At 72.0% G+C, this 19942-nt stretch carries 15 protein-coding genes; 6 read left to right on the top strand and 9 right to left on the bottom strand.

Translation table 11 applies throughout. The features are described 5' to 3' along the window. Position 1: 1 nt before the first annotated feature. The 4 genes from ACZ6TI_RS26085 to ACZ6TI_RS26070 all read right to left on the bottom strand — a co-directional run bounded on the left by ACZ6TI_RS26085 (position 2) and on the right by ACZ6TI_RS26070 (position 9496). Complete coding sequence (locus ACZ6TI_RS26085) at positions 2 to 3358, bottom strand: ATP-dependent helicase (RefSeq protein WP_465347752.1); 3357 nt, start codon at positions 3356 to 3358, stop codon at positions 2 to 4. Continuing rightward, on the bottom strand, positions 3355 to 7839 hold the full coding sequence (locus ACZ6TI_RS26080; protein ID WP_465347751.1) for a UvrD-helicase domain-containing protein: 4485 nt from the start codon (positions 7837 to 7839) through the stop codon (positions 3355 to 3357). The genes ACZ6TI_RS26085 and ACZ6TI_RS26080 overlap by 4 nt, the downstream gene beginning before the upstream one ends. Positions 7840 to 7893: 54 nt before the next feature. Beyond that, entirely contained in the window at positions 7894 to 8340 is a 447-nt protein-coding gene (locus tag ACZ6TI_RS26075; RefSeq protein WP_465347750.1) for a hypothetical protein, read from the bottom strand. Between the two features lie 130 nt (positions 8341 to 8470). Beyond that, positions 8471 to 9496: a LacI family DNA-binding transcriptional regulator gene (locus tag ACZ6TI_RS26070; protein WP_465347749.1), complete on the bottom strand. Its 1026-nt coding sequence runs from the start codon at positions 9494 to 9496 to the stop codon at positions 8471 to 8473. Positions 9497 to 9868: 372 nt separating this feature from the next. On the opposite strand from ACZ6TI_RS26070, the gene ACZ6TI_RS26065 reads away from it, so the two are divergent. Further along, positions 9869 to 10024, top strand: a complete 156-nt coding sequence (locus ACZ6TI_RS26065; protein WP_465347748.1) for a ribbon-helix-helix domain-containing protein — start codon at positions 9869 to 9871, stop codon at positions 10022 to 10024. Further along, positions 10021 to 10383 carry a VOC family protein gene (locus ACZ6TI_RS26060; RefSeq protein ID WP_465347747.1) on the top strand — a complete coding sequence of 121 codons (363 nt, stop codon included), beginning with the start codon at positions 10021 to 10023 and terminating at the stop codon, positions 10381 to 10383. Before ACZ6TI_RS26065 ends, ACZ6TI_RS26060 begins: the two co-directional genes overlap by 4 nt. A gap of 8 nt (positions 10384 to 10391) precedes the next feature. On the opposite strand, the gene ACZ6TI_RS26055 is transcribed toward ACZ6TI_RS26060, so the two are convergent. Genes ACZ6TI_RS26055 through ACZ6TI_RS26045 form a run of 3 tightly spaced genes read right to left on the bottom strand, consistent with a single transcriptional unit; the run spans position 10392 to position 12041 of the window. Beyond that, entirely contained in the window at positions 10392 to 10715 is a 324-nt protein-coding gene (locus tag ACZ6TI_RS26055; RefSeq protein ID WP_465347746.1) for a nuclear transport factor 2 family protein, read from the bottom strand. Then, entirely contained in the window at positions 10712 to 11257 is a 546-nt protein-coding gene (locus ACZ6TI_RS26050; protein ID WP_465347745.1) for an LOG family protein, read from the bottom strand. Before ACZ6TI_RS26050 ends, ACZ6TI_RS26055 begins: the two co-directional genes overlap by 4 nt. A 1-nt stretch (position 11258) precedes the next feature. Next, positions 11259 to 12041, bottom strand: coding sequence for an LOG family protein (locus ACZ6TI_RS26045; protein WP_465347744.1), 783 nt, complete (start codon positions 12039 to 12041; stop codon positions 11259 to 11261). Between the two features lie 166 nt (positions 12042 to 12207). Here ACZ6TI_RS26045 and ACZ6TI_RS26040 point away from each other — a divergent pair, with 166 nt between their 5' ends. After that, complete coding sequence (locus ACZ6TI_RS26040; RefSeq protein WP_465347743.1) at positions 12208 to 12390, top strand: hypothetical protein; 183 nt, start codon at positions 12208 to 12210, stop codon at positions 12388 to 12390. A gap of 5 nt (positions 12391 to 12395) precedes the next feature. Here ACZ6TI_RS26040 and dapE read toward each other — a convergent pair whose 3' ends face one another. Beyond that, on the bottom strand, positions 12396 to 13475 hold the full coding sequence (dapE, locus tag ACZ6TI_RS26035; RefSeq protein ID WP_465347742.1) for a succinyl-diaminopimelate desuccinylase: 1080 nt from the start codon (positions 13473 to 13475) through the stop codon (positions 12396 to 12398). 58 nt (positions 13476 to 13533) lie between these two features. On the opposite strand from dapE, the gene dapD reads away from it, so the two are divergent. Together dapD and ACZ6TI_RS26025 are read left to right on the top strand one after the other, a co-directional pair. After that, positions 13534 to 14478: a 2,3,4,5-tetrahydropyridine-2,6-dicarboxylate N-succinyltransferase gene (dapD, locus tag ACZ6TI_RS26030; RefSeq protein ID WP_465347741.1), complete on the top strand. Its 945-nt coding sequence runs from the start codon at positions 13534 to 13536 to the stop codon at positions 14476 to 14478. Positions 14479 to 14569: 91 nt separating this feature from the next. Next, a complete protein-coding gene (locus ACZ6TI_RS26025) occupies positions 14570 to 18382 on the top strand; it encodes an NACHT and WD40 repeat domain-containing protein (RefSeq protein WP_465347740.1) in 3813 nt (1270 codons plus the stop codon). 3 nt (positions 18383 to 18385) lie between these two features. On the opposite strand, the gene ACZ6TI_RS26020 is transcribed toward ACZ6TI_RS26025, so the two are convergent. After that, positions 18386 to 19231 carry a LysR family transcriptional regulator ArgP gene (locus ACZ6TI_RS26020; protein ID WP_465347739.1) on the bottom strand — a complete coding sequence of 282 codons (846 nt, stop codon included), beginning with the start codon at positions 19229 to 19231 and terminating at the stop codon, positions 18386 to 18388. 71 nt (positions 19232 to 19302) lie between these two features. Here ACZ6TI_RS26020 and ACZ6TI_RS26015 point away from each other — a divergent pair, with 71 nt between their 5' ends. Then, positions 19303 to 19896, top strand: coding sequence for a LysE/ArgO family amino acid transporter (locus ACZ6TI_RS26015; protein WP_465347738.1), 594 nt, complete (start codon positions 19303 to 19305; stop codon positions 19894 to 19896). The last annotated feature ends 46 nt before the right edge of the window (positions 19897 to 19942 follow it).

The raw sequence follows: 19942 nt of genomic DNA, 5'->3' as shown, positions 1-19942 counted from the left end.
CCTATTCCGCCTCGGGCACGTCCTCGAGCAGGGCGGCCAGCCGGTCGGCGTCCATCAGGTCGGCCGGCCGCACGGTCGAGCCGTCCCGCACGTAGTGGAAACCCGCCCGGACGTGCGTCAGCGGCACGCCGGCCAGGGCCGCCCAGGCGATCCGATAGGCGCTGAGCTGCACCGCCGCCGCGGCCGCCTCGGCCGGACCCGGCGACCGGCCGGTCTTCCAGTCGATCACGTCGAACCGGCCGCCCGGGTCGGCGAACACGGCGTCCATCCGGCCCCGCACCACCACCCCGGCGATGGTCGCCGCGAACGGCACCTCCACCTCGACCGGCACCCGGTCGGCCCACTCGCCGGCCAGGAACGCGGTCTGCAGGGCGGCCAGCTCCTCGTCGTTCGCCGCGTCGTCGTCGGCCGCGCCGGGCAGCTCGTCCACGTCCAGCAGGCGCACCGAGCCGAAGCGCTGCTCGAGCCACGCGTGGAAGGCGGTGCCGCGGCGGGCATAGGGCGTCGGGCGCTGCGGCAGCGGGCGGCGCAACGACCGGGCCAGCGCCTGCGGGTCGCGGCGCAGCACCACCAGCTGGGAAACGGACAGGTGGGGTGGGATCGCCACCTCCAGCGGGCCGTCCCGGTGGGCCCGCTCCTCGCGCTCGGCGAGCAGCATCCGCGCCTCCCGCCGCCAGCCGTCCTGCGCGAGCCCGGTCAGCTCGGCGGCGAGGCCGGCCCGGGCGCCCACCTCCTCGTCCTGGTCGGCCAGCTCGGCGAAGGCGGCCGCGGCGTCGGCGTCCGGGTCGGCGATCAACCGGCGGATCAGGTCGGCGGCCGCCTGCATGGCCGGGCGGCGCACGCCCAGCGGGTCGGACGGCCACTCCGCCGACGGGATCAGCTCGGCGCTCGGGTTGGTGGCGTCCGGCGGCGGCTCGGGCGTCCACACGTCCACCACGCCGGCGCCGGCCAGGCAGCTCGCGCGGATCTCGTCCAGGAACACCGACGGGCCACGCGGCCGCTTCACGCCGTCGCCCCACCAGTACGCCGAGCACAACAGCAGGCGGCGGGGACGGGTCACCGCCACGTACGCCAGCCGGCGCTCCTCGCGCTCGTCGTGCTCACGCCACCGGGTGCCGAACTCGCTCAGGGCGCCGGCCACGTCCTTCTGGTCCTCGGCCCCGGACAGGTCCAGCGCTGGAAGCCCGTCCGAGTCGCCCCGCAGCGGGAAGGGCAGCACGCCCATCCCCATCAGGTAGTGGTCCGACGCGCGCACCATGCCCGGCCACACCCCCTTGGCCAGGCCGGCGACCGCGACCACGTCCCACTCCAGCCCCTTGGCCGCGTGCGCGGTGAGGATCTGCACGGCGCCCTCGACCACGTCCACCTGGCCCGGCTCGAGGCCGCGCTCCTCCTCCTCGGCGGCGGTCAGGAAGGCCAGGAAACCGGCCAGCGTGCCGCCGTCGGTATCGCCCGAATATCGCGCCGCCACGTCGCCGAGGGCGTCCAGGTGACCGCGGGCCAGTCCGGCGTCGCCCGCCTGCCAGCCGCGGACGGCCACCTCGACGTCGAGGCCGATGGTGCGCTCGATGTCCGCGATCAGGTCGGGCAGCGGCTGGTCCAGCCGGTGTCGCAACTCGGCCATCTCGCGCGCATAGGAGTGCAGACGCCGGTAGCCCTCGGTCGAGTACAGCTGCGGCGCGCCCAGATCGGCCATCGCCTCGACCAGCGTGGCGTCGTCCAGCCGGTCGCCGACCACCTCGTCCGGCTCGTTCTTGACCACCGCCGCCCGGGCCGCGGCCAGCGAGCGGGCCCGGCGGTGCAACGCCACCAGGTCACGCGGGCCGATCCGCCAGCGGGCGCCGGTGAGCAGCCGCAGCAGCGAGGCGCCGTCGGTCGGATCGGCCAGCACCCGCAGCGTGCACACCACGTCGCGCACCTCGGGGGTGTCCAGCAGCCCGCCCAGCCCGACCACCTCGACCGGCAGGCCACGCGACCGCAGCGCCTCCTCGAGCACGGCGATCTGGCTGCGCACCCGCACCAGCACGGCGCTGGTCGGCCGCAGATCGACCGGGATCTCGGCGGGTGGCGCGTCCGTCATCCCGGCGGCGATCCGCCAGGCGGTCAGCATCGACTCGGCGATCCACTCGGCCTCGTCGGCATAGGTCGGCAGCAGCGCGCACGCGACCGTGCGCCCGCCGACGTGCTCGGCCACCCGCGACGCCGGTTTCAGCTCGGCCACCCGGGCGCCGGCCTCCCGCAACGGGCGGGACAGGGCGTTCGCCACGTCCAGGATCTCCGGCCGGTTGCGCCAGCTCTTGCTGAGGTTGAGCACCCAGGCGTCGCGTCCGCCCGGCCCGGTGAACTCGCTCGGGAACCGGTCCAGCGTGCCCGCCGACGCACCCCGCCAGCCATAGATCGACTGGCACGGGTCGCCGACCGCGGTCACCGGATGGCCGCCGCCGAACAGCGCGTTGAGCATCACCACCTGGGCGTGGCTGGTGTCCTGGTATTCGTCCAGCAGCACCACCTTGAACCGGCCGCGCTCGATCTCGCCGACCTCCGGATGGTCCCGGGCGACGCGCGCGGCCCGGGCCATCTGGTCGCCGAAGTCCATCGCCTCCAGGTCGAGTTTGCGCTGCTCGTAGAGCCGCACCAGGGGCAGCAGGGTGAGCCGGTGCTGCTGCCGGCGGAGCATGTCGGTGACGTCCTTGTAGACCCGGCCGGGCCGCGACTGCACGTCGGCGAAGAAGCGGCCGGTCCAGGCGGCCAGCTGGTCCGGCGTGATCAGATGCTCGGACAGCTCGCCGGAGAGCGCGAGCACGTCGTCGGTCACGGTGCCCGGGGCGCGGTTCAGGCCGGTCATCTCCCCCGTGTACGAGCGCACCAGCGAATCCACGATCTGCCAGCGGGCCGCCTCGGTGAGCAGCCGCGCGGACGGTTCGTAGCCCGCTCGGAGGCCGTGCTCGGTGACCACCCGGGCGGCGTACGAGTGGTAGGTGGCGACGGTGGCCTCGCCGGCGAACTGGTCGTCCCGGCCCAGGCGGCGGACCAGCTGGCCGAGGCGGGCGCGGACCCGGTGGGCGAGTTCGCCGGCCGCCTTGCGGGTGAAGGTGAGGCCGAGGATCTCGTCCGGGTGCGCGTACCCGTTGGCGACGAGCCAGACCACCCTCGAAGCCATCGTCTCCGTCTTGCCGGAACCCGCGCCCGCGACCACCAGGACCGGTTCCACCGGGGCCGCGATGATCGCGGTCTGCTCCGACGTGGGCTGGTGCAGGCGCAGCAGGCGGGCCAGCTCGGCCGGGGTGTAGCGGGGTCCGGCGTCAGCGCGGGGACGTTGCCGGGGCTGGGCGTCGGTGAACAGGGACGGCTGGGTCACGGTTCCACGACCTGCCGCCCCCGCCCGGAGATCGGGCAGCTGGTCTGCACCGGGCACACCCGGCAGCGCGAGTTGGCGACGGCCGAGAAGGTGGACGCGGCCATGGTGTCGGCGGTGCGGCGGACCATCGCATAGGCCCATTCCGGGTCGTCCGCCTCGGAGAGCGGCAGTTGCATCTGCTCGCGGGCGTCCTTGGTCGGGCCGAGTTGCACCAGCGCGGCGCCGCCGCTCTCCCGGTTGTCGTGCACCCCGTCGAAGGCGCCCGCGTCGACGGCCGCCTGATAGCCCGCGAGCTGCGCGTGCTCGGCCACATCGGAGGCGGTGACGGTGGTGGACTTGCCGGTTTTGAGGTCGATCACCACGAGCCGCCCCTGCTCGTCGATCTCCAGCCGGTCGACCCGCCCGGTGAGCTGAATCGGCCTCTTGTCGTCGGCGAGCCGCACGGTGAACTCGTGCTCGATGGCGAGCAGCCGGCGCGGGTTCTTGGCCAGCCAGCGCAGCAGCTTGTCGACCATGCCCTGGGCGCGCTCCTGCTCGGGCCCGGCGAGCCAGCGAGCGGCCAGCTCGATCGCATCGAACCGCGCGGCCACATATTCGACCAGCCGCTCCCGATCGGCGTTGGCGTCCTCGGCGAGCATCGCGGCCGCGTGCACCAGGTTGCCGACGCCCTGCGCGGGCCCGGCCGGCGCGGCGCCACCGTGCCGTTCGAGCAGCCAGCGGAGGCTGCAGCGCAGGGCGGACTCCATCGAGGAGGGGGTGACCTTGACGGGTTCGCCCTCGTCCACGAGAGGGCGGTCGTCGGAGAGCGAGCGGAGGCCCCACCAGTCGTCCGGGTGCGCGCCGGGGACGCCGGCGGCGGCAAGCTTGGCGAGTTCGGCGGCCGCGGCGCGCCGCCGGCCAGGCGTCTCTCGTTCCGAGACCACCACGGTACGCAGCTCAGCCACCAACGCCGACAGGGTGAGCGCGCGCGGCGGGTGCCCCGGCTCACTCAGGGGTTGACCCGTCGCGGCGGCCTCGGAGCGGCGCGGTTCCGGCAGGGCGGCCGTCACCTCACCGTCTCGCCGCCGACCGGCCGGAACAGCATTTCGCACCCCGGCGCGGCCCTCGCCCTTCCCCGTGCCAGGACGCGATCCGGCCGCATCCGAGCCGCCAGGATCGACGTCACCTGTGCCGGAGTGGGCAGAGCCGTCCGGTCCGGCGGATTCCGAGTCGGCGTCGTCTGTGACGGCGTTCTTCGGCCCGGCGTTCTCCGGCCCGGCGTTCTTCGGCCCGGCGTTCTCCGGCCCGGCGTTCTTCGGCCCGGCGTTCTCCGGCCCGGCGTTGTCCCCGTCGGCGTTGGCCGGATCGATGTGGTCTGGGTCGGCATCGTCCCGGCCGGCGTTGCCCCGGCCGTCCGGATCCGGATCGTCCGGGTCGTCGGGGCCCAGTTCGTCTGGGTCCAAGGGCTCGGGCGGGCCGGGATCGTCGGGGTCCGGGAGGGGTGGGTCGTCCGGGCCGTCGTCGACGCCCGCCAGTTCGGTCAGGAAGCGGGACGGTTGTTCTTCGCCGTCGGAGCCGCCGACGCCCGCCGAGGCCACCGCGGTGACGACGAGTTTGCGGCGGGCGCGGGTGGCGGCCACGTAGAAGAGCCGGCGTTCCTCGTCGAGCAGCGCCGACGTCTGGCCGACCACCGCGGCGGCGCCCGAGGCGGCCCGGCCGGCGATCAGGTCGACGAGTCGTTCGGAGCCGAGCAGGCTGCCGCGCAGCCGCAGGTCGGGCCAGATGCCCTCCTGCACGCCGGCGAGCACCACCACGTCCCACTCCAGGCCTTTGGCCGCGTGCGCGGTCAGCAGCCGCACCGCTTCCCCACGATCGGCACTGGGTGCGATCGAGTCGGCCGGCAGGTCCTGCCCGATCACGTGATCGAGAAAAACCTCGGTCCGGGCCCCCGGCAGCCGATCCACAAACCGCGCCGCCGCGTCGAAGAGCACGACCATCGCATCCAGATCCCGATCGGCCGCCTCGGCCCGCCACTGCCGGGCGCGCCCACCCTCACCACTGGGCCCGATCGGCGCCCCCCGGGTGCTCAGGCCATACCACCGATCGTTGAGCCCGCTGGCCCGCCAGACCGTCCACAACACCTGCTCAGCGGTGGCCCCCGGAGCGGCCGCGGCCTCCCGGGCGACAGTGATCAGCTTCGCGACGTTCTGCGCGGGCAACGCCCACCGCCGCTCCACCATGTCCAGCCCGGAAGGATCCCGCACAGCGTCGACCAGCAGCTCCCCCGAGGGCCGCCGATCCCCCGCCGCCAGCGCGAGCGCCCGAAGCCCCTGCCGCAGCCGCCGCTCGGCCAACGGATCCGCCCCACCGAGCGAGGAATGCAACAACGCGACGGCGGCCTCTTCATTGAGCAGCTCAGGCTCGAGCGCACACCGCAGAAGCAGCAGGAACGGCGCCACCGCGGGTTGCAGATGAAGCGGCAGATCCTCGGCATGGGTGACGGTCGGAACCCCGGACGCCGTCAAGCCCCGCTGCAACGAAGGCAGCTGCAGGGTCGTGGACCGCAACACCACCGCCATCCGGGACCAGGGCACCCCATGGATCAGGTGCGCTTCCCGCAGGACGTGAGCGACATACGCACTCTCCCCGGTCGGCGACCGAAACGTCCGCACCACGGCCCCACCAGCGAGCCCACCCCCACTCGAAGGCCCCGAGGCGGGAAGGGATGGCGTGGAGGCCACGCCCGAGGACCCGGAGGGCGAGGAGGCAGCGCCAGGACCGGAGGGCGGGGAGGATCCGGCGTCCGCGAGGCCCGGAGGAAGGGATGAGTGGGCGGCCGCGGGGTCGGACGGAGGAGCGGAAGACCGGTCGGCGGGCACGGCGGGCACGGCGGGAGCGGCGGATGTTCCGCCCGCCGCTGCCGTGGGCTCGCGGGGCGGGGCGGATGCGCCGGGAGGCGACGAGTCGGAGCCAGAAGCACTTGGCGATGAAGACGCCGCCGACTCTTCAGACCCCGTCTCCGCCGCACCGCCAGGTTGCGCCGGCGGACCCGAGGTCGGGGCTGATCCCGGGGATCCAGGATCTCCTTCCGCGCCGGAAACGGGCGTGGCGGACTGACCGGCCGAAGGGTCCTGCGAAGGCAAATGCGCGGAGGCCTCGCCACCCGACGGGTCTGGGGAGAGCGCGGGGGACGAACCGGCAGATGGGTCCGGTCGAGCGGAAGGACCGGCCGTCGGCACCGAAGAGTGCAGCGGGCGAGGGCCCGACCTGGCGGCCGGCAACGTCGACCGGGAGGTGGGTGACTCCGGCCCGGGCGTAGGTAGGGCCGGCTCGGACGACAAGGCCTGATCCGTGGAGGCCGGGCCGGTGGAAGCCGGATCTGTGGAAGCCGGGGCGGGGGTAGGGGGATGTAGGTGGCGGTGGCGGAAGGCGCCGCGCATGCGGGCGGCCACGCGCGCCGTCGCGTCCAGCAGCGTCGGCTCGGCCCGGTAGCTCGTGTGCAGCGTCAGCGTCTCGGCCAGCGCGCCCGACGCCGTGCGGAAGCGGACCGGGAACGCCGCGATCGCGCCCGGATCGGCGCCGCGGAAACCGTAGATCGACGAGTCCGGGTCGCCGAACGCGACCAGCGGCACCCCGCCGGACGCGACCAGGGACAGCAGCTCGATCTGTGCCGGGTCGGTGTCGGCCAGCTCGTCGACGTAGACGAAGTCCACGCGGCGGCGCTCGGCCTCGAGCAGCGCCGGGTCGTCGGCCAGCAGGCCCGAGGCGGCGCGGACCAGCTCGGCCGGGTCGTAGGCCGTCGAACCCCTGGTCGTCGCGTCGCGCAGGGACAGGACCGCCACGTATTCCCGGATGAAGCGGGCCGCCGCCGGCCAGTCGTCGCGGCCCAGGCGCTCGCCCAGCCGGGCCAGCTCGATCGGGCTCACGCCGCGCTCCGCGGCTCGCTGCATCAGGTCGCGCAGCTGCTGGGCGAAGGCCCGGGTGGGCAGGGCCGGCCGCAGCGCGTCGGGCCACCCATATGGATCGTCGGGCTCCTCCTCGTCACCGATCACGGCCAGCAACTCGCGGATGATCAGATCCTGCTCGGGCCCGGTCAGCAACCGTGGCGACGGCTCGCCGCGCTCAGCCGCGGCACGGCGGAGCAGGCCGAAGGCGTACGCATGGAAGGTCCGCACCAACGGCTCGTGCACGATCCGCTGCCGATCCCCGGCGATCCGCGCCTCGATCCGGTCCCGCAGGGACGCCGCACCGCGGCGGCCGAAGGTCAGCACCAGCACCCGCTCGGGGTCGACCCCGGAGGCGATCCGCGCCGCGACCGCCTCGACCAGAGTCGTCGTCTTGCCCGAGCCGGGCCCGCCGACCACCAGCAGCGGCCCGTCGGTGTGGTCGATCACGTGCTGTTGCAACGGGTCGGCCAAGCGTGGCGGCGACGCCGTCGGACGCCGCCGCACCAGGCGAAACGCCGGGCGGCGAGCCGCCGGAGAGGTCGCCTGGGTGCTCACGACGTCAATCAGACCACGCGGGTATGACGATCTTTCCGACAGGGCGTGCGGCTCTCACCGGTCTGCCGGCTCGGGCTCCTCGTCGGGCGGCGGCAGCGGCGGCCGGTACTCCTCGTCCCAGGTCGGCGGCGGTGCGATCGACGGCACGTCGGGCGAGAGGTTCTCGATGAGCCGCGGCGGTTGGAAGGTGGTCGGTGAGGTTCCGGGGTTCGGATGGCGGGACGGGCCGCCGTGCGGAGGGGGCACCACCGGGATGTTCTCCACGGCGCCGGGTGGCACGTGTGCCACGTCCGGCGGCGGCGACGTCGGCACGGTGGCATCGACCGGCACGGACGGAGCCGGGCCGCCCTCCGAAAAAACAGGCGCGGGCGGGGCGGGCGCGGCCGGCGCGGCGGGCGGCAGCTCGGCCGACCAGCGGGGCGCCATTATCGCGGTGGTGGGCGCGCCGATGCCCGCCGCCACCAGGACGGCGCCGATGAAGAGCACTCTTCGCTGAGACACGCGACCTCCGGTCCGACCGGCGAACATTGTGGACCGTAGCGAGCGAGCTGAGGGGTGTCCCTCCCCCGTTAGGCCCAGTTTCACATTCGTTCGAGTGGCCGATGCCCCGGAAGTGAATGTGAAACCAGGCCTAGCGCAACGCGGATGGCTTTCCGACCGAGGCTCGGTTGCGCACCGGCATCGGCACCCGCACCACGCTGGGTGTGGCCTCGGGGTTGAGCAGCAGTTCGACGGCCTGCCAGCCGAGTTGATAGTGCGGCAGCCCGATGCTGGTCAGCTGCGGCCGGAGCCACGCGGCGAGCTCCGAGTCATCGAACGAGAGCACCGACGTGTCGTCCGGGATGGCGACCCCGGCCTCGCGCAGCGCCTGATAGGCCCCCAGCGCGATCCGGTCGTTGAGGCAGATCAGCGCCTGCGGCCGCAACCCCTTGGCGAGCGCGCGCCGCACCGCGTCGTACGCCGAATCGGGCCACCAGTCGCAGTCGATGATCCCGGCGAGCTTCACCTTCGCCGCGCCCAGCCCCTCGCGGAGGCCGGCCACTCGCTCGCGTCCGGCGAACACCCGCTCGGCCGGGTTGCCGACCAGGTGCACACCTTCGCGGTGGCCCGCCTCGATCACCACCTGCGCCGCGCTCCACCCGGCCGCCAGCTCGTCCGGGATGACCGCGTGCTGGGCCGGCTTGACCGCCCGGGTGAGGCAGTTGAGCAGCGCCACCTTGCGCCCGCGCAGCGGCTTGGGCACCCGCACGTAGCGGGTGAACATGCTCGCGTAGATGAACGCGTCGACCTGGCGGTCCAGGAAGTCGGAGATCAGCTTCTCCTCGACCACCGTGTCGCCCTCGGTCTCGCCGATGAAGAGCAGATGCCCGTGCGCGACGGCGGCGGCCAGTGCGCCCTGGATCGCGCGCCCGGCGTACGGATCCGAGGCCAGCGTGTCGGAGACCAGCGCGATCGTCTTGGTCACCTTGGTGCGCAGGCTCCGGGCCATCAGGTTGGGCCGGTAGTCCAGTTCCTGGGCGGCGCGCAGCACTCGCTGGCGGGCGTCCTCCGAGATGCGCATGTCGACATGGCGCCCGGCCAGCACGAACGAGGCCGTGCTGCGGGAGACGCCGGCCCGTTGTGCGACCTGGAGCAAGGTCGCCCGTTGCGGCGGCATGCGTCGAAGTGTTCCACGTCAAGTCCAGCAAGCCGGGGAGGTCCGCGCCAATCGCAAAACGTCATCCTTGACCCCTTCCATCAATGAGAGCAAGGTCACAGCTAAATCCTTCTAGCAGGGAGAGCGGCGATGACGTTGCGCAGGCACTTCGCGTTCTTCGCGCCGCGCTCCCAGGTGCTGCTGGGCGACAGCGTCGAGGCGGTCGCGGGCACCGGCGTCGCGATCCGCGATTGATGACGTGCCCCGGGTCCGGCGGCCGTGTCGCCAGGCGGGCCGGCCGGGGTCCCTGGTCACGCCGGGCGGGTGTGGTGACACCCGCCCGGCGTGACACCTCTCTTGACTCTAGGAATCTAGAATCCTAGAGTTCTAGACATGAACCCGGCCGCTGACGAGAAGAAGCAGTTCAACGTGCTGCTGCCCGCGTCGCTCATCCGCGAGATCAAGCTGGCGTCCGTCGACCGCGGCGTGTCCCTGTCCGCGCTGGTCGAGCAGGCCGTGCGGAGTTATCTCGGAAAGGACCAGCGATGATCCGGCTCGCCCCCGTCTACTTCACCGGCGACCTGTCCCGCACCGGCGACTTCCTGACCGCCCTGGGCTTCGGCGTCGAGGCCGAGCACCGCAAGGGCGGCTGGGCCGAGCTCGCCGCGCCCGGCGCCCTGCTCTGCCTGCACACCGCGCCGGGCGACACCGGCCGGGCGGGCGGCGAGACCGAGCTGTCCTTCGAGAGCGACGAGGACCCCGACGCGGTGGCCGAGCGGCTGTCCGACGCCGGCTTCCCCGACGCGGTGGTGCTGGACGAGAACTTCGGCAGGATCCTGCGGGTGACCGGCCCGGACGGCACCGCCGTGCAGATCAACTTCTCCGACCGCACGCTCTATGCGGCCTGACCAGCGGTTCAGTCGAAGGCGACGGCCAGCTCGGTGATCAGGTGGTCGCGGCGGCGGATGGTGAGGGTGCCGGCGCCGCCGTGGGTCCAGGCGAACCGGATCACGTCGGCGCCGCCGTCCTCGCGTACCGAAAGAATGTCCATGGTGTCGGTCGGCGGGGCGGTCGCGTAGCCCTCGGCGATGGCCTCGATCCCCCGATAGGGACCGACCGGCGGGCCGGTGAAGGTCATCACCGCGTCCGGCGCGAAGTGCGACAGGAAGGCCGACCAGTCGCCGGTGGTCACCGCCGTGTTGAAGCGCTCGATGTGTGCCCGCGACTCGGCCGCGGTCATCCCAGGGCCGCGTCGATCGTGTCGAGGGCGGCCGGCACCGAGCCGGCCACACTGATCATCTCGAGGGCCTGGCGGCGCACGAACTCCGTCTCGGCCAGGCCGCCCAGCCAGGCCGTCAGGCCCGCATAGAAGCCGTCCGGGTCGACCAGCACGATCGGCTTGCGGTGCAGGTCGAGCGTCGCCGTGGTCCACACCTCGAACAGCTCGTCCAGGGTGCCGAGGCCACCGGGCAGCGTGATGAAGGCGTCCGAGCGGTCGATCATCAGGTTCTTCCGCTCGCCCATGTCGCCGGTGACGATCAGCTCGTCCGACTCGGTGTCGGCGACCTCCCAGTCGACCAGCGTCTGCGGGATCACGCCCAGCGTGTGCGCGCCGCCGGCCCGGGCGCCGGCCGCCACCGCGCCCATCATGCCGACCCGGCCGCCACCGGAGACCAGGCTGTGCCCGCGGGCGGCCAGTTCCTTGCCGGTGTCCGTGGCCAGGTCGAGCCAGCGCTGCTCGAGACGGGTGGACGAGGCGCAGAAAACGCAGATCGCCGCCACGTCAGGAGGCTTCCTCGCCGCCGCCGTGCAGGGCCCGATCCGCCGTCACGATGATCTCCACGGCCTCGGCCACGTCGTCCGTGACCTGGATCAGGTCGAGGTCGGCGGGCCCGATCTTGCCGTCGTCGAGCAGCGTGCGCTTGATCCAGTCGAGCAGTCCGGCCCAGTACGCCGAGCCCATCAGGATCACCGGGAACCGGGTCACCTTCTTGGTCTGCACCAGCGTGATCGCCTCGAACAGCTCGTCCAGCGTGCCGAAGCCGCCGGGCAGCACGACGAACGCCTGCGCGTACTTCACGAACATGGTCTTGCGGACGAAGAAGTAGCGGAAGTCGATGCCGACGTCGACCGCGTCGTTCAGGCCCTGCTCGAACGGCAGCTCGATGCCCAGCCCGACCGACACGCCGCCGGCCTCGGTGGCGCCACGGTTGGCCGCCTCCATCACCCCCGGACCGCCGCCGGTGATCACCGCGTAGCCCGCCTCGGCCAGCGCGGCGCCCAGCTCGGCGGCCAGCGCGCACTCCGGGCTGTCCGGCTTGCTGCGCGCCGACCCGAACACGCTGACCGCGCGCGGCAGGTCGGCGAGGGTGTCGAAGCCCTCCACGAACTCGGACAGGATGCGCAACGCCCGCCAGGCGTCCTTGGTCTTCCACTCGCCACGGTGGTGCGAGTCGAGCAGTTTCTCGTCGGCCGTGCTCGGCGGAATGGAGTCGCGTCGCAGGGTGACCGCACCCCGATGACGCTCCGGAACCGAACGGGGTCGGCCGTTGGGGCCATCACTCATGGCACCAACGGTAGTGCGGCTCGGCACTGAGCCGGTGAATAAGGGGGTCGGTTTCGGCAAGAGGATTGCGTGGTCGGAACCTTTTTGCCAGATTGAGGAAACGGACGGTAGCTCTCCAGCGTCTGTATAGTCACCGGATTTCCCCACGGCAGGCAGAGGAGCCACCGTGACGACGCGATACGAACGCATCAAGATGCAGCGCCGCATGCAGCGGCGCATCCAGTTGGTGGTGGAGGAACGCCGCATGGCGGCGGCTCGTCCGCGCGTGCCTCGGGGTCGCGCGCTCGACGAGGACAAGACCATCGAGCTGACCCCCCGGGCGATCGGCCGGGTGGCGGTTCCGCGCTGACTTTCTCAGCCCTCTCGGGCGGCCAGCCAGCGGTGCAGGGTGGCCGCGCCGTCACGAATCTTGCCGATCTCCACGTGCTCGTCCGGCGCGTGCGCCAGCAGCGGGTCACCCGGGCCGTAGTTCAGCGCCGGGATGCCCAGCGCGGCGAACCGCGCCACGTCCGTCCAGCCCAGCTTCGCGGCCGGGGCCTCGCCGATCGCCGCCAGGAACTCGCGGGCCGGTTCGGCGGCCAGCCCGGGTAACGCGCCGGGCGCGGAGTCGGTCAGCTCCAGGTCGAATCCGTCGAAGACCTCCTGCACGTGCTCCAGCGCCTGCTTCTCCGACCGGTCCGGCGCGAACCGCAGGTTGACCTCGATCTCGCACTCGTCCGGCACCACGTTGCCGGCCACCCCGCCGGTGATGCGCACCGCATTCAAACCCTCACGGTACGTGCACCCATCGATGGTTACCGTTCGCGGACGGTAGTCGTCGAGCCGCCGCAGCACCTCGCCCATCGCGTGGATCGCGTTCACCCCGCGCCACGCCCGCGCGGTGTGCGCCCGCCGGCCCCGGGTGCGGACCACCACCCGCAACGTGCCCTGGCAGCCCGCCTCGACCACGCCGTAGGTCGGCTCGAGCAGCACCGCGAAGTCGCTGAGCAGCCACTCCGGATGCGCGTCGGAGACCAGCTTGAGCCCGTTGTACTGCGAGTCGATCTCCTCCGCCTCATAGAACAGGAAGGTGAGGTCGTAGCAGGGGTCGGGCAGGGTGGCGGCCAGGTGCAGGGCCAGCGCCACCCCGGACTTCATGTCCGCGGTGCCGCAGCCGAAGATCAGGTCGTCCCGCAGGGTCGACGGGAAGTTGTCGTTGATCGGCACGGTGTCCAGGTGACCCGCAAGCACCACCCGCTGGTCACGTCCCAGATCGGTGCGCGCCATCACCGTGTTGCCCAGCCGGTCCACGCTGAGGTGCGGCGCCTGGCGCAGGACCTCCTCGACACAGTCCGCGATCTCCTTCTCCTCGCGGGACACGGACCGGAGATCGACCAGGGCGCGGGTCAACACGACCGGGTCGACCAGGACGTCCTGGGTAAGCGGGTTGACCATAGGCCGCACCATACCGCTGGTGAGTGAACCGACCTCACGCTTAGGTAGGGTCGGGGACGTGATTCCCGAGATCTCCAATTCGCCCGCCTGGGGTGTCGGCGTGGCCACCGTGACCGCCGACGGTCAGGTGCTGGACACCTGGTACCCGACCGGACTGCTGGGCCTGGGCGCGCTGCCCGGCACGGCCGCGTTGCCCGCCGGCGTGACCGGGCCGAAAGCACTGCCCGGGCTGGAGACGGTCGAGGTCCGCACGGTCGTCGGGTCCCTCGCCGACCCGATCAAGGACGCGCCGGACGCGTACCTGAGGTTGCATCTGCTCTCGCACCGGATGGTGCGGCCGAACGAGCTCAACGTGGACGGCATCTTCGCGCACCTGGCGAACGTGGCCTGGACGTCGGCCGGCCCGTGCCCGCCGGCCCGGGTCGACGAGCTGCGCCTGCTGGAGCGCGCGGCCGGGCGGCACCTGACGGTCTTCGGCGTGGACAAGTTCCCGCGGATGACCGATTACGTGGTGCCCACCGGCGTGCGGATCGCGGACGCCGACCGGGTGCGGCTCGGCGCCCACCTGGCCGCCGGCACCACCGTGATGCAGGAGGGCTTCGTCAACTACAACGCGGGCACGCTGGGCACCTCGATGGTGGAGGGCCGCATCGTGCAGGGCGTGGTGGTCGGCGACGGCTCGGACATCGGCGGCGGCAGCTCGATCATGGGCACGCTGTCCGGCGGCGGCAAGGACAAGGTGTCGATCGGTGAGCGCAGCCTGCTCGGCGCGAACGCCGGCGTGGGCATCTCGCTGGGCGACGACTGCGTGGTCGAGGCGGGGACCTATGTGACCGCCGGCTCCAAGGTGACGCTGCCGGACGGCCGCGTGGTCAAGGCGCGCGAACTGGCCGGTGTGGACGGTCTGCTCTTCTGGCGCAACTCGGTGACCGGCGCTCTGGAGGCGCGCCCCCGCAAGGGCACCGGCATCGAGCTGAACGCCGCCCTGCACTCCAACGACTGAGTGATACGCCCTTCGAACGGTTGATTCCGGCCGCGGGCATCGCCATGCTCCGATTGCTGTGATCGGTCCGGCGACGCCTGGGAGGCGGAAATTGATCACCAGGCGCGTGTGGACCATCCAGCGTCTCCTGGTCGGCCTGACGATCGCCGCCACGCTCGGCGGCATGACGTGGATCGCGACCGACGCGGAGAAGGGCGCGATCGTCGCCGGGGCGATCACCTTTCTCTTCACCGGCGGCACGACGGTGCTCGCCCTGCTGGAGCACTTCCGGTCGGCCCGCCCGGCGCTGAAGATCGAGGAGATCGCCGACCAGCTCGCCGGCGCGGTCGAGGAACAGTGGCGCGCGGAGGCGACGGCCCGCGGGCTGCGCGACTCGGGCGTGCTGCCGCTGCGGTGGAAGGCCACCACCCGCAAGGTGGGCGACGCGATCGAGGCGGTGGTGCCGGCCACGGTCGGCAAGCCGATCCGGGCCCGGATGGACGGCGGCATCAGCGACGAGTTCGAGAACGCGATCACCGATCTGGCCGGTGAATACAGCAAGATCCGGAGTGGACGGCTGGTCCTGCTCGGCGAGCCCGGCGCCGGCAAGACGGTGCTCGCGCTGCTGCTGACGCTCGGGCTGATCAAGGACCGGGCTCCCGGCGGCAAGGTGCCGGTGCTGCTCAGCGTGACCGACTGGGATCCGGTGATGCGCGAGCCGGACGACTGGATCGTGGACACGCTGGCCGCCGCCTATTACAACGGCCAGCGCGACCGGCCGCTCGAACTGCTCCGGACGAACTCGCTGCTCCCGGTGCTGGACGGGCTCGACGAGATCCCGGAGACCTCCCGCCGGGTCGCGGTCGAGAAGATCAACCGGATGGTACGCAAGGACCGTCCCGTGGTCGTCACGTGCCGCACGAACGAATACGAGGACTCCATCGCGGACGGTTCGCCGGCCCTGAGCCGCGCGCCGGTGATCGAGGTGCGGCCGGTCAGCGCCGACGACCTGACCACCTATGTGACCGCCCAGTCCTGGCCGGCCGGCACGTCCTGGTCGCAGGTGCTGGCCCGGATCCGCCACGACCCGCAGGGCCCGGTGGCGCTGGCGTTCTCGACGCCGTTGACCATCTCGCTGGCGCGGCTGGTCTACTCGCGGTTGCCGGACACGCCGGCCGAGTTGCTGGACGACGAGCGCTTCGACAGCCGGCACGCGATCGAGGACTCGCTGGCCGCCCGCACGGTCCGGGCCGCCTATGCGGAAGAGGGCGAGGACCGGCCGTCCCGCAAGGCGGTGCAGGCCGAGCGCTACCTGACCTACCTGGCGAAATATCTGCACGAGCACCGGGAGCGCGACTTCCGGTGGTGGCGGCTGTCCGATCGGCGGCTCTCGGTGTGGGCGGGCCCGACCATCGGCATCGTCGCCGGCCTGTTGCTGATGATCGCGGTGGCGTTGTGGGTCTCCTGGTTCGGGCCGGCTCGCGAGCCCATCCCCGCCGCGCAGACGCTCGGTCTGGGGGCATCGGTCGGCGGCCTCTTCGCCGTGCTGGTCACCGTGGCCTGGCTCACCGGCGCCGGCCGCGCGCCGGGCCGCCCGGGTCTGCGACCGGCCGGGTCCGTCAAGCGCCTGCGCGAAGGCTTCCGGGCCGGCGTCGTCGCGGTGGCCATTCCGACCATCTCCATCCTGCTGGGCCTGGCGCTGATCATCAGCATCGCGTCCGACTGGTCGCTCGGCAGCATCGAGGACGCGGCCCAGGCGATCGCGATCGCGGCCTCACTGGCGTTGCTGATCGGCGTCGCCGTGGCCGCGCAGCGGTGGCTCGACGCCGGCGATGGTCCGGCCACTCCGATCGACCCGGCGGTCACCCTGCGGCTCGACCGGCGGCTGTCCCTGCTCGCCGCGCTGGTGGCCGGCGCGTTGGTCGGGTGCCTGCTGATTCCCGCTGTCACCGGTGGGATCTGGCTGGGCAGCGTCGTCGAGAACACTCTGACCGGGTCGTCCGGCTGGCCGGGACAGATGGATCTCGGGCAGCTCTGGCTGGCGCGGGACTTCGACGTGCGGTTCCGTTTCACCCCGACGCTGGCGATGACCTATGCGTCCTTCGCTCTGCTGCCGGGCGTGATCGTCCTGGTGCTGACGCTCCTGACCCGGCCGTGGCCGCGCTATGTCGTGGTCACCGTGGTCCTCAGAGCACGCGGTCAACTTCCGCTGTTCCTCGCGCGGTTTCTGACCGAGGCGCACCAGAGGGGCATCCTGCGCCGGTCCGCCGGCGCCTACCAGTTCCGCCACGTGCGGCTGCAGGAGCAACTGGTCACGCGCCGGCCGCCGGACCAGCAGAGCCGCCGCCTGCCACAGCTGCAGAACAGGCTGGCCGAGCGTCGCGTCCCCGTGCGGCTCGCCGCACTCGGGGCGACGGCCGTCATCGGCACCTCCCTGTTGACGTCCTCGCTGCCCGAGAACAGCGCACCGCACACGCTTCGCGGACCCTACGGATACGCCATCGACGCCTACCCCCTCGATCCGGTGTCCCGCGATCTCGCCTATCGCGTCGAGCTCAGCCCGGAGCGCCATCGGATCGCCCTCTGGCGGAACGCGGATCCGGCGATTCGCCTCTTCACCGACGAGGGCGACCGCGGCCCGGTCCTCCGCTTCCGGACCGGTGGACTGGTCCTGCGTGACGTCTCGTTCAGCCCGGACGGCGAAAAGGTCTTCGCCGTCGCCGTGTCGGGCGGGAAGACCTACGGCGCGCTCTGGCGGATCCCCGGCAGTGCGCTTCTCACGGAGTTCGATCTCGGACCGGCCGTGGCCACGCCGGATCACTGGTTCAGCGACGGCAGTGACATGGTCGTCATGGCTGTCGCTCCGCCCGAAGCCCGCAGCGCCGGCAAGGTCCGGGTGTGGGATATCGAGAAGAACAGGCTGGTGTTCGAACGAGACGCGGCCGGCATCGACAACGGGACCGCTGACAAGTTCCTCGTCTACGGCGACGGCGGCACCCAGCTGACCAGATACGACGGCACCGTCGCCTACGAGTTCACCGACTCTGACAAGGCGAACATCTTCAATGCGGTCGTCACCTTCGTGCGGGGCAGCCCGTTCGTGCTGTCCTATTCGGACGAGCTCGGATTGTCTCTGTGGGATTCCCGGCCGGACGTCGCCAGGCAGATGATCAGCTTTGGAAAGGGCGCCGACGGCACCGATGACGCGGTCGTCGATCCGAGCGGCACCACGGCGGTCGTGCGGGCCGGGCGTGACCGGCTCGAGGTCTGGGACATCGCGCGGAAGAAGGTCACCGCGACGACACCCGCGCTGGACATCGGCTCCGGCCGGCCGGTGGTCGACTTCTCCCGGGGAATCGTCGCGTCGACCGGCAGCGACGGGCGAACCTGGGCGTGGACGTTCCGCGGCGAAGTCATGGGTCCGTCCGAACATCAGAGCACGCCCGGCGTCTCCGCCCAGTTGTTCGGCGACGGCGAGCACCTCTTCACCATGGAGAACGATGAAGCTCTGCGTTTCTACAATCTGGACCGCGGGCTCACGAGCTTCACTCTCGACGCCCTGATCTACAGCAACCCGGCGAACATCTTCCAATACGACGACATCTTCGCTCTGAATTCGAGCACGGGCATCAAGGTCTACCGGATGACGACCGGCTCCGCGGTCCTGTTGAAGGCGTTCGACTATTCGCGGTGGGGGTCCGAGATCACCGGCATCGGCGACAGCTTCGCGATTCCGACGAGGTCCGGGACCATCGAGATCAGGTCGACGGACACCGCACGCTGCGAGCACGAGTTGGTCGGCCACTCGGGACCGATCGCCTCCCTGGTCACCAATCCGGACGGAGACCTCCTGGTGTCCAGCTCGACGGACGGAACCGTGCGGCTGTGGCCGGTGCCGGCGCCCGGCGAGGCCCCCTGTGATTAGTCCTCAACGCAAGGCCGCCGCGGCGGCCCGGCCGACCGCCGCGGTCAGGTCGGACAGGACCGTCGACTCCATGCGCCAGCACTGCCAATGGAGCGGCACGTCCAGATGCCGCCCGGGGGTCAGCTCGACCACCCGTCCGGCCGCGATGTCCTCCCGGGCGATCTGCTCCGGCACCAGCGCCCACCCCAGCCCGAGCCGGATCGCCTCGACGAAGGCCGCCGCGGCCGGCACATAGTGCACCGGCGGATCGAGGTGCCGCCGGGTCAGCGACGCCAGGAACTGGTGCTGCAACCGGTCCTTGCGATTCAGCAGGATCACCGGGGCGTCCGCGAAGTCCGTGAAACCCAGGGCCGGAGCAGCCACCGCCAGATAGCGCATCTTGCCCAGCGGCGACACCCGGCAGCCCTGCACCGCCACGTTCTGCGACGTCACCGCGGCCATCACCGCGCCGGCCCGGAGCAGGTCCGCGGTGTATTCCTGGTCGTCCTGGTGCAGGTCGAAGGCCAGGCCGGGCAGCGACGTCAGGGCCGGCAGAAACCAGGTGTGCAGCGAGTCCGCGTTCACCACCACCGACACCCGAACCCGCGAGCCGGACAGCCCGCCGCGCGCCGCCGCCAGCGCTTCGCGTTCCAGCAGCGCGACCTGTCCGGCATAGCGCACCAGCGCCGTGCCGGCCTCGGTCGGCGTGCACGGTCTGGCCCGCCGCACCAGCACCTGGCCGACGTCCTGCTCGAGCGCCTTGATCCGCTGGCTCACCGCGGACGGCGTCACGTGCAGCCGGCGGGCCGCGGCGTCGAAGCTGCCCTCCTCGATGACCGCCTGGAAGGTCACCAGCTGAAGCGCATCCACCTAAGCAATGCTAATGGAAGTTAAGGAACATTAGCTAGCCTGAAGCCACACACAAGCTCAGGATGGAGCACGTGCTCACCTCAGCCCTGGCCGGATTCGCCGCCTCGATCGTGCTCATCGTCGCCATCGGGGCGCAGAACGCGTTCGTGCTGCGCCAGGGAATCCGTCGTGAGCACGTACTCCCGGTGGTCTTGACCTGCGCTCTCTCGGACCTGGCGCTGATCCTGGCCGGCATCGCCGGCCTCGGCGCGGTGATCACCGCACAACCCACCGCGGTGCAGATCGTCCGGTGGGTCGGCGCGGCCTTCCTTCTCGGGTACGCGATCCTCGCCGCCCGCCGAGCCCTCCGCCCGAGCACCCTCACCCCGGCCGGCCGCACCCCCGCGACGCTGCGCGCGACGCTGCTGACCTGCCTCGCCCTCACCTACCTGAACCCGCACGTCTACCTCGACACCGTGCTGCTGCTCGGCTCGGTGGCGCAGCAGCATCCGCATCGCTGGATCTTCGGGCTGGGCGCCGCCGCGGCGAGCCTGGCCTGGTTCACCGCGCTCGGCGCCGGCGCCCACCGCCTCGCCCCGATCCTGGCCCGGCCGGGCGCCTGGCGCGTGCTCGACGGCAGCATCGCGGTCGTGATGGCCGCCCTCGCGGTGACGCTGGCAGTTTGAGGCCGCGGGGTATCGACATCCGTCTCCGCCTGATAGGACGGAGGGC

Source organism: Actinoplanes sp. NPDC051388 (assembly GCF_055586225.1).
The sequence above is the reverse complement of the archived record's forward strand: the minus strand, read 5'-3'. Positions and strand labels throughout refer to the sequence as shown.

Bases quoted from the DNA above. Each gene is read 5' to 3' on its own strand.
- ACZ6TI_RS26070 (WP_465347749.1), bottom strand. From the start codon at position 9,496: ATGCCGCCGCAACGGGCGACCTTGCTCCAGGTCGCACAACGGGCCGGC.
- ACZ6TI_RS26065 (WP_465347748.1), top strand. From the start codon at position 9,869: ATGAACCCGGCCGCTGACGAGAAGAAGCAGTTCAACGTGCTGCTGCCC.
- ACZ6TI_RS26060 (WP_465347747.1), top strand. From the start codon at position 10,021: ATGATCCGGCTCGCCCCCGTCTACTTCACCGGCGACCTGTCCCGCACC.
- ACZ6TI_RS26055 (WP_465347746.1), bottom strand. From the start codon at position 10,715: ATGACCGCGGCCGAGTCGCGGGCACACATCGAGCGCTTCAACACGGCG.
- ACZ6TI_RS26045 (WP_465347744.1), bottom strand. From the start codon at position 12,041: ATGAGTGATGGCCCCAACGGCCGACCCCGTTCGGTTCCGGAGCGTCAT.
- dapE (WP_465347742.1), bottom strand. From the start codon at position 13,475: ATGGTCAACCCGCTTACCCAGGACGTCCTGGTCGACCCGGTCGTGTTG.